Annotated in this window: 10 protein-coding genes; 5 read left to right on the top strand and 5 right to left on the bottom strand. The window is 72.5% G+C overall.

All coding sequences use genetic code 11. From position 1 onward, the window contains the following. The first annotated feature begins 41 nt into the window (after window positions 1-41). Window positions 42-2606, top strand: a complete 2565-nt coding sequence (valS, locus tag ACGGAQ_RS24740; RefSeq protein WP_393052838.1) for a valine--tRNA ligase — start codon at window positions 42-44, stop codon at window positions 2604-2606. Between the two features lie 74 nt (window positions 2607-2680). On the opposite strand, the gene ACGGAQ_RS24735 is transcribed toward valS, so the two are convergent. From ACGGAQ_RS24735 to ACGGAQ_RS24715, 5 genes are all read right to left on the bottom strand, one after another. Beyond that, complete coding sequence (locus tag ACGGAQ_RS24735) at window positions 2681-3325, bottom strand: hypothetical protein (protein WP_354857111.1); 645 nt, start codon at window positions 3323-3325, stop codon at window positions 2681-2683. Window positions 3326-3418: 93 nt separating this feature from the next. After that, entirely contained in the window at window positions 3419-4129 is a 711-nt protein-coding gene (locus tag ACGGAQ_RS24730; RefSeq protein ID WP_393052836.1) for an ABC transporter permease subunit, read from the bottom strand. Window positions 4130-4133: 4 nt separating this feature from the next. Continuing rightward, window positions 4134-5045, bottom strand: coding sequence for an ABC transporter ATP-binding protein (locus ACGGAQ_RS24725; protein ID WP_363936936.1), 912 nt, complete (start codon window positions 5043-5045; stop codon window positions 4134-4136). Then, window positions 5045-5950, bottom strand: a complete 906-nt coding sequence (locus ACGGAQ_RS24720; RefSeq protein WP_393052834.1) for an ABC transporter permease — start codon at window positions 5948-5950, stop codon at window positions 5045-5047. Before ACGGAQ_RS24720 ends, ACGGAQ_RS24725 begins: the two co-directional genes overlap by 1 nt. After that, the gene (locus tag ACGGAQ_RS24715; RefSeq protein ID WP_354857119.1) at window positions 5943-6857 is read right to left on the bottom strand and encodes an ABC transporter ATP-binding protein; all 915 of its coding nucleotides are present in this window, start codon (window positions 6855-6857) and stop codon (window positions 5943-5945) included. Before ACGGAQ_RS24715 ends, ACGGAQ_RS24720 begins: the two co-directional genes overlap by 8 nt. Before the next feature lie 226 nt (window positions 6858-7083). On the opposite strand from ACGGAQ_RS24715, the gene ACGGAQ_RS24710 reads away from it, so the two are divergent. The 4 genes from ACGGAQ_RS24710 to galT all read left to right on the top strand — a co-directional run bounded on the left by ACGGAQ_RS24710 (window position 7084) and on the right by galT (window position 12226). Next, complete coding sequence (locus ACGGAQ_RS24710; protein ID WP_393052831.1) at window positions 7084-8598, top strand: glycosyltransferase family 2 protein; 1515 nt, start codon at window positions 7084-7086, stop codon at window positions 8596-8598. An 88-nt stretch (window positions 8599-8686) separates the two neighbouring features. Continuing rightward, window positions 8687-10216: an adenylyl-sulfate kinase gene (gene cysC, locus ACGGAQ_RS24705; protein WP_393052829.1), complete on the top strand. Its 1530-nt coding sequence runs from the start codon at window positions 8687-8689 to the stop codon at window positions 10214-10216. A 112-nt stretch (window positions 10217-10328) separates the two neighbouring features. Next, window positions 10329-11153 carry a DeoR/GlpR family DNA-binding transcription regulator gene (locus ACGGAQ_RS24700; RefSeq protein WP_393052827.1) on the top strand — a complete coding sequence of 275 codons (825 nt, stop codon included), beginning with the start codon at window positions 10329-10331 and terminating at the stop codon, window positions 11151-11153. Beyond that, window positions 11150-12226, top strand: a complete 1077-nt coding sequence (gene galT, locus ACGGAQ_RS24695; protein WP_393052825.1) for a galactose-1-phosphate uridylyltransferase — start codon at window positions 11150-11152, stop codon at window positions 12224-12226. The genes ACGGAQ_RS24700 and galT overlap by 4 nt, the downstream gene beginning before the upstream one ends. Window positions 12227-12381 lie beyond the last annotated feature (155 nt).

Raw genomic sequence — 12381 nt, 5'->3', positions numbered from 1 at the left:
ACTCCGTGGCTCGACACCCGGCTGGTGCCTACGATCGGCAGATGACCGATACGGCGAGGACGGCCCGCGCCGGCGTTCCCGAGCGTCCCAGCCTGGACGGGCTCGAGGAGCGCTGGGCGCACCGCTGGCAGGAGGACGGCACGTACGCGTTCGACCGCTCGAAGAAGCGTGGTGACGTGTACGCCATCGACACCCCGCCGCCGACCGTATCGGGCGAGCTGCACATGGGGCACGTCTACTCGTACACGCACACCGACACCGTCGCCCGCTACCAGCGGATGCGCGGCAAAGCCGTGTTCTACCCGATGGGCTGGGACGACAACGGCCTGCCCACCGAACGTCGGGTGCAGAACGTGTACGGGGTGCGCTGCGACCCGGCCCTGCCGTACGACCCGGTCTGGCGGCCCCCGGCCACCCCGGTCGACGAGGCCGCGCGCCGCGACCCCACCCCGATCTCGCGGCGCAACTTCATCGAGCTGTGCGAGCGGCTGACGGTCGCCGACGAGCAGGTCTTCGAGGCCCTCTGGCGGCGGCTCGGGCTCTCGGTGGACTGGTCCCTGACGTACACGACGATCGGTCGGGTGGCCCGCGCCACCAGCCAGCGGGCGTTCGTGCGCAACCTGCTGCGGGGTGAGGCGTACCAGGCGGAGGCGCCGACGCTGTGGGATGTCGGCTTCGCCACCGCGGTCGCCCAGGCCGAGTTGGAGGACCGGGAGCGCCCCGGCGCCTACCACCGGCTGCGGTTCACCGGGCCGGGCGGGCGCGAGGTGCTCGTCGACACCACCCGGCCGGAGCTGTTGCCGGCCTGCGTCGCGCTGGTCTGCCACCCCGACGACGAGCGGTACGCCGACCTGGTGGGCCAGACGGTGCGCAGCCCGCTGTTCGACGTCGAGGTGCCGGTGTACGCCCATCCGCTCGCCGACCCCGCGAAGGGCACCGGCATCGCCATGGTCTGCACGTTCGGCGACCTGAGCGACGTCACCTGGTGGCGGGATCTCGGACTCGACACCCGGGTGGTCATCGGCCGCGACGGTCGGCTGCTGCCGGAGCCGCCGGCCGGGGTGCCCGCGCAGCCGTACGCGGCGCTGGCCGGGCAGACCGTCAACGGCGCCCGCCGGGAAATCGTCGGGATGCTCGCCGACGCGGGTGACCTGATCGGCGAGCCGCGTCCGATCACCCACCCGGTGAAGTTCTACGAGCGCGGCGACCGGCCACTGGAGATCGTCTCGACCCGCCAGTGGTATCTGCGCAACGGCGGGCGGGACGCCGACCTGCGGGCGGCGCTGCTGGCCCGGGGCGCGGAGCTGCACTGGGTGCCGGCGCACATGAAGCACCGCTACGACAACTGGGTGAGCGGCCTGACCGGGGACTGGCTGGTCAGTCGGCAGCGCTTCTTCGGGGTGCCGGTGCCGGTGTGGTACCGGCTCGACGACGCTGGCGAGCCGGACTGGTCCCACCCTCTCACGCCCGACGAGTCCGCGCTGCCAGTCGACCCGTCCAGTGATCCGGCGCCCGGCTACGACGAGTCGCAGCGCGGCCAACCGGGCGGTTTCCTCGGTGACCCGGACGTGCTGGACACCTGGGCCACGTCGTCGCTGACCCCGCAGATCGTCGGTGGCTGGGAGACCGACCCGGCCCTGTTCGCCCAGGTCTTTCCGATGGACCTGCGCCCGCAGGGTCAGGAGATCATCCGAACCTGGCTGTTCGACACCGTGGTCCGATCGCACTTCGAGCACGGGGTGCTGCCCTGGCGGGACACCGTGCTGTCGGGCTGGATCCTCGACCCGGACCACAAGAAGATGGCCAAGTCCAAGGGCAACGTGGTCACCCCGCTGGCGCTGCTGGAGCAGCACGGCTCGGACGCGGTGCGCTACTGGGCGGCCAGCGGCAAGCCCGGCATGGACCTGGCCTTCGACCCGGCGCAGATCAAGGTCGGCCGGCGGCTGGCCACCAAGCTGCTCAACGCGTCGAAGTTCGCGCTCGGCCTGGGCGCCGGGGACGCGTTGCGCGCACCGGCGACCGCCCCGCTGGACCGGGCCATGCTCGCCGAACTGGCCACCGTGGTCAGCGCCGCGGGCACCGCCTTCGACTCCTACGACCACACGGCCGCGTTGCAGGCCACCGAGGCGTTCTTCTGGCGCTTCTGCGACGACTACATCGAGTTGGTCAAGGAGCGGGCGTACGGCACCGGAGCGGCGGCCGACTCGGCGCGGGCCGCGTTGGCCTGCGCGCTGTCGGTGCAGCTACGGCTGTTCGCACCGGTGCTGCCGTACGTCACCGAGGAGATCTGGTCGTGGTGGCGGTACGGGTCGGTGCACCGCGCGCCCTGGCCCACCACCTACGAGGTGGCCCGGACGATCGAGGGGACGGGAGAGCCGGCGCTGCTGCGGCTCGCCGGTGACGCGTTGGGCCAGGTGCGGCGGGCCAAGTCGGAGCGGAAGCTGTCCATGAAGGCGGAGGTGCCGTTGGCCGAGGCACTGGGCCCGGCGGCGCTGCTGGAGCAGCTCACCCTGGTCGCCGACGACCTGCGCGCGGCCGGCCGGATCGGCAAGCTCGACCTGCTACCCGACCGCACCCCGGAACTCGTCATCGCCTGCGCCTTCTGACCGGCGTCCGCCGCAGCCCGCACTGACCGGCGTCCGCCGTCGCCCGCACTGACCGGCGGCGGCGGACCGGTCGTTCACCAGCCGCGCAGGAAGCGCAGGCCGAGCAGGATGGCCGCCACGGCGGGACCGACCAGCAGGGTGATCGCCTGGAGCCGGTACGGCATCCGATGCCGGGTCAGCTCGCCCGCGTTGCCCAGCACGATCGCCCCGGCCAGCATCAGGAACACGCCCCACCAGCCCGTCTCCAGGTGGATGAGACGGATGTGGATCAGTTGCAGGGTCACACCGAGCAGCGCGCCGGTGAGCGCGAGCAGCGCCACCGCGCGGTGCAGGCCACGGGCCAGCGGGTGGGCGGCCCGCCAGCCGTATGTGCCGGCGACCGCCAGGCAGGGCAGCACCACCAGCAGCGGCCAGCCCTGACCCATCGCCCCGAACATCAGCAAGGCGCCCACCACGAACACCAGCGTGCCGACGCAGGCGATGACGTACCCGGCGAAGGCCCGACCGCCGCCGCGGGCCAGCAACGGCCCGCCGCTGGCCGCGATCAGCGCGGCCGGGATCAGGATGAAGCCGGCCCACCAGTGGAACCGGCCGCTGCCCTGGGCGGCCGTCGCGACCGTCGCGCACGCCAGCCCGGCGACCGCCAGGCTGGTGAGCCACGGCCGGCTGCTCCGGGAGTACGGCTCAGCCAACGATGTCCACTCCGCTTCGACGCTCACACCAGTCAGCCTGGGCCCCGGCACCCCGGCCGGTCCATCCGGCCAGCCCTACCCGTCGTGGGAGGCTGGCCGGAACCGTACCCCGCATGTGTCTCAGCTCGTCTCGCCGGCCACGCTGAACGAGCGCAGGCGGTCGATCGCCAGCACGGTGAAGCCGACACTGACCAGCGCGGTCATCACGGAGGCGACCGGCACCGACACGGTGGTCTCCAGCAGCCCGCTGGGGGCGAGCCGGTCGGCGAGGGCGATCACGTACTGCTGGATGGAGAGCACCTTGGTGCCGCTGACGAAGTTGCCCAGCAGCCCTTCCCAGATGAGCACGTAGACGAGGCCGAGCAGCACCGGACGCCGGGTGACGAGGCTGAGCGCGAGGAACAGCGCCGAGTACGCCAGCGCGCCGAGCGCCGCCGCGAACGCCAGGGCCAGACCGAGGCGTACCGAATCGGCCAGCACGCCCGCGACGTAGAGCGGCACCGCGACGGTGGCCGCGGTGACCCCAGCGGCGACCGCGAGCTTCGGCAGCACGATCTGCCAGCGCGGCAGCGGCTTGGTCAGGATGTGCACGACGGTGCCGTCGTCGATCTCCGCACCCAGCACGCCGGTACCGATGATCAACGCAACCACCGGCAGCACCACCGCCAGGCCGAGGCCGACCAGCACCGGCGGCCCCCACTGGCCCGGGTCCACGCCCAGCGACCGGCAGAGGATGGCCAGCCCGAGCAGCACCAACGGCAGCGGGAGCAGCAGCAGGAACCGGCGCCGGCCGAACAGCCCGCGCGCGGTGATCCAGGTAATGGTCGACATGTTCTCAGGCCTCCACCAGGTAGGAGAAGACGCTCTCCAGGGACTCGTCGGACGGCACCAGCTGGCGCACCCGGATGCCCTTGTTCAGGGCGATCCGGGGCAGCGCCCGGGTGAAGGCGCCGTAGTCGCCGGCGCGTACGGTCAGGCCGGTACGGTCCAGCTCGACGCCACTCACCGACGCCTCGGCGATCAGGGCCACGGCCAACGCCCGATCGTCGGTGGAGCGCACCGCGAACACGTGCGGGCGGTTGGTCATCAGCCGACGGATGGTCCGGAAGTCGCCGGAGGCCGCCAGTCGACCGGCCACCATCACCTGCACCGTCCCGGAGACCTGCTCGACCTCCTCCAGGATGTGCGAGCTGAACAGGATCGTCCGGCCGGCGTCGCCGAGGCTGTGCAGCAGGTCCATCATGTGCAGCCGCTGACGCGGGTCCATGCCGTTGAACGGCTCGTCGAGCAGCAGCACCTGCGGGTCGTGCACCAGCGCCGCGGCCACCCGGGCCCGCTGGCGCATGCCCTTGGAGTACGTGCCGATCCGGCGGTCCTGCGCCGACTCCAGCTCCACCAGGTCGATGGCCCGTCGCGCCGCCGCCGCCGGGTCGGCCAACCGGTGCAGCTTCGCGCTGGCGAGCACGAACTCGTACGCGGTCAGGAAGCTCTGCACCGCCTCCCGCTCGCTGACCAGCCCCAGCCGGCGGTAGACGTCGGGGTTGCGCCAGGTCGGCTCGTCGTCGAGGGTCACCGTGCCGCGCGACGGGGCGAGGAACCCGGCCATCATGTGCAGCAGCGTGGTCTTGCCGGCGCCGTTCGGACCGAGCAGACCGGTCACGCCCGGCCCGAGGGCCATGCTGATGTCGTTGACGGCCACCACGTTGCCGTACCACCGGGACACCCCGGTCAGGCTCAGCGTGCTCATCAGGAGGCGACCTTCCGGTAGCGGGCCAGCAGGAGGGCGGTCGCGCCGGCGACCAGCAGCACTGCGACCAGGGCGTAGACCGGGCCGAAGTCGCCGATCATCATCTCGCCCGGATCGCCCTCGACCAGCAGGTCACCCAGCGACCAGATGCCCACCCCCTGCACCAGCGTGGAGGGCGAGGCCAGGCCGGCCAGTTCGTTGGCCGTGTTCGACGGCAGGATGCTCAGCACGCCCACGATCGGCGTGGTCATCAGGAAGACCGCCACCACCCCACCGGCGGCGAAGGCGCGCTTGCCGGTCAGCGAGGCGACGAGCAGCCCGACCGAGGCGAAGACCACCGCCCACAGCCCGGCGTAGAGCAGCCCGGGCAGCAGGTCGAGCAGTTCGTTCCACACCCCGCGCATGCCCTGCTTGGTGGTGAACGCGGCACCCAGGAACATCACCAACTGCGGCCCACCGAGCAGCAGCCAGAGGCCGGTGACCAGCGCCAGCAACTTGGCGAGCGCGTAGTCGGCGCGCGGCAGCGGCCGGGAGAAGTACAGCGGCAGCACACCGCTGCGCAGGTCCCGGGAGACCAGCTCCGGCGCCGCCACCGCGACGAAGAACAGGACCAGCCAGCTCATCGCGTCGGCGAACTGGGCGTACGTGGCGACCGGCTCGCCGAGCTGGCTGCGGACGGCGGCCAGGGCCACCGCGACCAGGGTGACGATGCCGACCACCAGCCACGGGAAGATCTTGGCCTTGGCGCTGCGCCCGAACCCGAAGATGGTGCGCAGCCCGTGCAGGTAGAGCGCGCCGAAGACGTGCCGGCGGCCCAGCCGTGGGCCCTCGTAGCGCTGATAGCCGATGTCGTGGATGACGCCGGTCGGTGTGGGCCGCACGGCGGCGGATGACACCTCAGGCATGGGTGAGCTCCCTCGTGGCGAAGAGTTCGGCCACCCGGTGCCGGCGCTGGTCCAGCCGGTGCAGAGGCAGGTCCAGTTCGGCGACCGCGCCGAGGATCAGGTCGTAGGTGCTGTCGTCGGCGAGCGGTACGAGCAGCAGCCGGCCGTCGCGCGCCACCGGCAGGTCGAGCGCCGCGAGCCGGGCGGCCAACTCCTCGGTGCCCTCGCTGACCTCGACGGCCAGCACGTCGGTGGCCGAGGTCATCGCGGAGATGTGGTCCGCACGCAGCAGCCGGCCACCGTCGATGGCGATCAGCGTGTCGCAGATCCGCTCGACCTCGCCCAGCAGGTGTGAGCACACCAGCACGGAGATGCCGAACTCGGTGCCGATCCGGTGCACCAGCGCCAGCATCGCGTCCCGACCGGCCGGGTCCAGCCCGTTGGTCGGCTCGTCGAGCAGCAGCAGGTCCGGGTCGTGCACCAGCGCCTGGGCCAGCTTGACCCGCTGCTTCATGCCGGTGGAGTAGCCGCCGACCGGGCGGTAGCGCTCCTCGTAGAGCCCGACGTGGCGCAGCGCCTCCGAGGCGCGCTCGCGGGCCGCGGTGCGCGGCAGGCCACTCATCCGGCCGAGGTGGGTCACCAGCTCGGCGGCGGACAGGTCCGGTGGGAGGCAGTCGTGCTCGGGCATGTAGCCGACGCGGGCACGGACCGCCGCCGGTTCGGTGGTCGGGTCGATGTCGAGTACCGAGACCTGACCGCTGGTCGGGGCGATCAGGCCGAGCAGGATCTTGATCAAGGTGGATTTGCCGGCGCCGTTCGCGCCCACCAGGCCGATGATCCCGGGCTCGACGGCGACGGTGAGGTCGGTGAGCGCGGTGACCCGACCTCCGTACGTCTTGGTGAGCGACTGGGTCGCGATCAGTGTCACGACGCCAGCGTAGGGAGTCGATGCCCCGCATCGACACCGGCGCGCCCCCGGCGCTCCCCTGATCTCACGGCGGTCCACCCCTAAGGTCCGGTGCGGTGTTCGCGCCGGTCCCGCGCTCGGTCCGACCCCGCCGCCGGAAAGTCCGCTTCGAGGTGGCACGATTCACTTCCCGTTCACCGGGCAGGGTTCCGGGGGATATTCGACCGCCAAGGCGGGGAGGATCGTGATGGTCGAGGTTGGCGTCCCCAAGGTGAGTGTCGTGGTGCCCGCGTACAACTGCGGCCGGAACATCGAGAAGCTGGTGGCGTCGCTGCTGCGCCAGTCGCTACCGGCCGACGAGTTCGAGGCGATCTTCGTCGATGACGGGTCCACCGACGGCACGGGCAAGCGGTTGGACCGGCTGGCCGCCCAGCACCCGCACATCCACGTGGTGCACATCGAGAACTCGGGCTGGCCGTCGCGCCCGCGCAACGTCGGCATCGAACGGGCCCGCGGCGAGTACGTCTTCTTCGCAGACGACGACGACTGGTTCGCCGACCAGGCGCTGGAACGGCTCTACGACTGCGCGAAGAAGTACGACGCGGATGTGGTGATCGGCAAGATGGCCGGGCACGGGCGCGGCGTGCCCCGGGAGCTGTTCCGCAAGAACCGCTTCGACGCCACCCTGGCGAACGCCCCGCTGATCGACAGCCTGACCTGCCACAAGCTGTTCCGCCGCTCCTTCCTGAACGAGCACGGGCTGCGGTTCCCCGAGGGCGGCAAGCGGCGGCTCGAGGACCACTCCCTGGTCGTACGGGCCTACTTCCGGTCCCGCCGCACCTGCGTGCTGTCCGACTACACCTGCTACCACCACGCGCAGCGGGCCGACGCCCGCAACGTCACCGCGGCCCGGCTGGAGCCGTCGAGCTACTTCGCGAGCGTGCGCGACGCGCTGGACATCGTCACCGCCAACACCGAACCGGGACCGCTGCGCGACCGGCTGCACCGGCGGTGGCTGCGCAACGAAATGATCAACCGGCTCCGCGGCAAGCGGCTGCTGGAGGCTCCCCACGACTGGGTGGACCAGGTCGCCACCGAGATCCAGAAGATCATCCAGGAGCGGTTCGCTCCCGGGGTCGCCGCCGGCCTGCCGCCGCTGCAACGGGCCGTGGCGTACCTGGCCGAGCGGGGCCGGGTCGAGGACCTGCGGCGGCTGGCCCGGTGGGAGTCGGGCATCGCCGGGCACGGCCGGATCGACGACCTCCAGCCGGACGAGCACGCCGTCACGCTCACCGTTGCCGCCGAGCTGCGCTCCGCAGACCAGCCGATCGGGTTCCGCGCCGACGACGGGCGCGACGTGCTGGTGCTTCCGGTCGATGAGATCTCCCCCGACGTGCTCGACTCCACCGCGCAGGTCCGCAAGGCCCGCCTCGACATGGTCGCCCGCCGCCGGGAGACCGGCGACGAGATCTTCCTGCCGGTGCAGTTCCAGATCGAGCGGGTCGCCGGCCCCGGCGGCGCGGAGACCGTCCACCTGGTGCACCGCGCCACCACCACCATCGACTTCCGCAACCTCAACGGGGGCCGTACGCGGGGCAGTTGGCTCCTCAAGGCACGGATCACCAACGCCGGGTGGACCGAGGACGCGCGGCTGCCGCTGCTCTTCATCTGCCCGGCCGACGGCGCGCCGCCGCGGATCCGCGACGAGCGGAAGGTCTGGAACCGGCTGCGGTCGGCGGTGGGTCGCCGGGTCCGCCGCTGACCCGACCGCCCGGGTCGTGGAGTGGCGGCCTCGACCGATCGGCGGTCGGCTGCGAAACTGTGTGCCGGTCAGCGAGTGGGGGGTGTGGATGAGCAACGGCTGGGTGCTGCCCGACGAGGTGCTCCGGGACGCGCCGGCGTACACGCCGCGTCCCGGTGAGCTCGCGGATCTGGAGCTGCTGCTGACCGGCGCGTACGCCCCCCTGACCGGCTTCATGACCCGCGCCGACCTGGTGTCGGTGAGCCGACGCGGCCGGCTGGCCGACGGCACGCCGTGGCAGGTTCCGGTGACCCTGCAGGTGCCGGCCGCGCTGGCGCAGGGCTTCGACCCGCGCGATGAGGCCCGCCGGGCCCTCGTGCTGACCGACGGCGAGGGGGCGCCGGCCGCCGCCCTGGACGTCGCGGACGTCTGGCCGGTACGCGAGGGCGTGGCGGGCCTGGGCGGCCAGCTCCGCCGGCTCGGCGAGGGCGGTCACGGCCCGTTCCAGCGGTTGCGGCGCAGCCCGGAGGAGGTCCGCGCGCTGCTGCCTCCGGGTCGGGTGCTCGGGGTCATCGCCGACCGTCCGCTGCACCGGCCGCAGCTCGCCCAGATCGCGCACGCCGCCCGCACCCTGGCCGCGCACCTGCTGGTGATGATCCCGGTCGGCGAGGGCGGTGTCGGCGGGCTCGCACCGGAGGCGCTGGTGCGTACGATCTTCGCCGCCCGGGACCGGATGCCCCCGGCCACCCTGGTGGCCGTGCCGCTGTCGCATCGCCGGGAGGAGATCAGCGACGCGCTGCTGCGGGCGCGCGTCTCCGCCGCGTACGGGGTCACCCACCTGCTCTCGACCGGGGACATGCTCTCCGGTGCCGGGCTGCGGGTGCTGGTGCCGCGCGAGCTGGCGTACGACAACCGGGACGGGCAGTGGCGCTGGCGGGAGGACATCCCGCCGCGCAACCGCCGCCTCGCGCTCACCCAGGACGAGATCGACGACCTGCTCGACCGGGGCTTCCCGCTGCCGGAGTGGCACACGCCTCCGGCGGTGGCGAAGGAGTTGGCCCGGGCCCGGCCGCCGCGCCGGCACCGAGGGCTGGTGGTCTTCCTGACTGGCCTCTCCGGCTCCGGCAAGTCCACCATCGCCCGGGGGCTGGCCGACGCGTTGCGGGAGTACGGCGACCGGACGGTGACCCTGCTCGACGGTGACGTGGTACGCAGGGAGCTCTCCGCCGGGCTGGGCTTCAGCAAGGCCGACCGGGATCTCAACGTCCGGCGGATCGGCTGGGTGGCGGCCGAGATCGCCCGGCACCACGGGGTGGGCATCTGTTGCCCGATCGCCCCGTACGCGGCGGCCCGCGCGACGGCGCGGGAGATGGCCCTGTCCGCCGGGGCGGGCTTCGTGCTGGTGCACGTCGCGACGCCGCTGGAGGTGTGCGAGCAGCGGGACCGCAAGGGTCTGTACGCGCGGGCCCGCGCCGGTCTGCTCACCGGCATGACCGGCATCGACGACCCGTACGAGGAGCCGACGGACGCGGACCTGGTGCTCGACACCACCCACCTGAGCGTCGCGGACGCGGTGCAGGCCGTGCTTCACCACCTGACCGAGAGCGGCTGGGTGGAGTTGAAGATCCAGTCGGCCTGAGGCGTCATCCCACCCCTTTCCTTCCGCCGGTTCCGGGCACGCGCTAGTGTTCATCTTTGTTGGAACACGTTCGACCGCGTGAGAGTACGTGGACCCCTGGGAGGCACGGCGGATGCTCGCTCAGCAGCGGCAGTCGGCGATCCTGGATCGGGTCCGGTCCGCCGGTGGCGTTCGGGTAACCGACCTGGCGACCGAGTTCGGCGTCTCCGACATGACCATCCGCCGCGACCTGGAGGCCCTGCAGGAGCGCGGCCTGCTGGCCAAGGTGCATGGCGGCGCCACCGCGGCCGGCCCCAGCTCGACCGACGAGCCGGGCTTCCACGCCAAGTCGGTCCGGCAACTGCCGGAGAAGGCCGCGATCGCGGACCGGGCGGCGCGGCTCGTGCGGCCCGGTGCGGCGGTCGCCCTCTCCGCCGGCACCACCACCGCCGAACTGGCCCGCCGACTGGTGGACGTTCCCGGCCTGACCGTGGTGACCAACTCGCTGCCGGTGGCCGAGATCCTGCACGGCGGAGGCCGGCCCGACCAGACGGTGGTGCTCACCGGCGGCGTACGGACACCGTCGGACGCGCTGGTCGGCCCGCTCGCGGTCGGCGCCGTCCGGCGGCTGCACCTCGATCTGCTCTTCCTCGGCGTCCACGGCATCACCGAGCGCGCCGGCTTCACCACCCCGAACCTCATGGAGGCGGAGATCGACCGGGCGCTGGTGGCCGCGGCGGACCGGCTGGTGGTGCTCGCCGACCACACGAAGTGGGGCACCGTGGGCATCTCCTCGATCGTCGAGCTGGCGGCAGCCCACGTGCTGGTGAGCGACGAGGCGTTGCCTCCGCCCGCACGACGGGTACTCGGCGAACAGGTGGGCGAATTGATCATGGCAAAGGCAACAAGGGCGGGCCGCGCGACGCGCACGCCGACGAGTGAGGAGACGGCGACGTGAAGCGCACCGCGATCAACCTGGCCGACGGCCGGGAGCTGATCTACTTCGACGAGAACGACGACGCCGTCCGCGACCAGCCGGACCGCCGGGACCTGCCGCCACCGCCACCCGCGTCGCAACTGCGCTACGACCCGCTGACCGACGAGTGGGTGGCCGTTGCCGTGCACCGGCAGACCCGCACCTTCCTCCCGCCCGCGAACGAGTGCCCGCTCGACCCCTCGGTCGGCGACCGACTGACCGAGATCCCCGCCCCGGACTACGACGTGGTGGTCTTCGAGAACCGGTTCCCGTCGCTGAGTGGCCGCGTCGCCGACGAGCCCGGGGAGATCACCCCGTTCACGCCGGTCCGGCCGGGCCTGGGCCGGTGCGAGGTGGTCTGCTTCACCTCCGACCACAACGCCTCCTTCGCCAGCCTCCCGCCGCGTCGCGTCCGCACCGTGCTGGATGCGCTCGCCGACCGGACCGAGGTGCTCGGCGAGCTGCCCGGCGTGGAGCAGGTGTTCTGCTTCGAGAACCGGGGCGTCGAGATCGGCGTCACGCTGCACCACCCGCACGGGCAGATCTACGCGTACCCCTTCGTGACGCCGCGCACCCGGGCGCTGCTGGCCGCGGCCCGCCGGCACGCCGAGCGGACCGGCGGGGGCAACCTGTACGCGGACGTGCTGGCCGCCGAGCGCGCGGCCGGCGAGCGGGTGGTCACCGAGAACGAGCACTGGACGGCGTTCGTGCCGGCGGCGGCCCGCTGGCCGTTCGAGGTGCATGTCGCGCCGCGCCGCGTGGTGCCGGACATCCCGGCGCTCAGCGACAGCGAGCGGGACGCCTTCGGGCCGCTGTACCTGGATCTGCTGCGCCGCTTCGACGGCCTGTTCGACATGCCGATGCCCTACATCGCGGCGTGGCACCAGGCGCCGGTGCGGATCGACCGCGAGCTGGGCCACCTGCACCTTCAGCTGTTCAGCATCCGACGGGCGAAGGACAAGCTGAAGTACCTGGCCGGCTCCGAGTCGGGGATGGGCGTCTTCATCAACGACATCTCCCCCGAGCGCGCCGCCGAACTGCTCCGCGCCGCCTGAGCCGGAAGGTCCGACGGGGCGGGCTGGGCTTGCGGGGAACAGGGCGCGGGGGGCCCGGGACAGGGCCCCCCGCAGGGAAGGGACGGCTGGCTGTGCTCGACACAGCCGGGAAGGCTGGCTGATCGGCACGCATCCGCGGTCGACCGCGGTCAACC

Origin of the sequence: Micromonospora sp. NPDC047557 (assembly GCF_043205095.1) — a bacterium.
In the GTDB taxonomy this organism is placed as follows: Bacteria; Actinomycetota; Actinomycetes; order Mycobacteriales; family Micromonosporaceae; genus Micromonospora.
This window is presented reverse-complemented; position numbering and strand designations above follow the sequence as displayed.

Coding starts and splice junctions, on each gene's coding strand:
- valS (WP_393052838.1), top strand. CDS start 42: ATGACCGATACGGCGAGGACGGCCCGCGCCGGCGTTCCCGAGCGTCCC.
- ACGGAQ_RS24730 (WP_393052836.1), bottom strand. CDS start 4,129: ATGTCGACCATTACCTGGATCACCGCGCGCGGGCTGTTCGGCCGGCGC.
- ACGGAQ_RS24725 (WP_363936936.1), bottom strand. CDS start 5,045: ATGAGCACGCTGAGCCTGACCGGGGTGTCCCGGTGGTACGGCAACGTG.
- ACGGAQ_RS24720 (WP_393052834.1), bottom strand. CDS start 5,950: ATGCCTGAGGTGTCATCCGCCGCCGTGCGGCCCACACCGACCGGCGTC.
- ACGGAQ_RS24710 (WP_393052831.1), top strand. CDS start 7,084: ATGGTCGAGGTTGGCGTCCCCAAGGTGAGTGTCGTGGTGCCCGCGTAC.
- cysC (WP_393052829.1), top strand. CDS start 8,687: ATGAGCAACGGCTGGGTGCTGCCCGACGAGGTGCTCCGGGACGCGCCG.
- ACGGAQ_RS24700 (WP_393052827.1), top strand. CDS start 10,329: ATGCTCGCTCAGCAGCGGCAGTCGGCGATCCTGGATCGGGTCCGGTCC.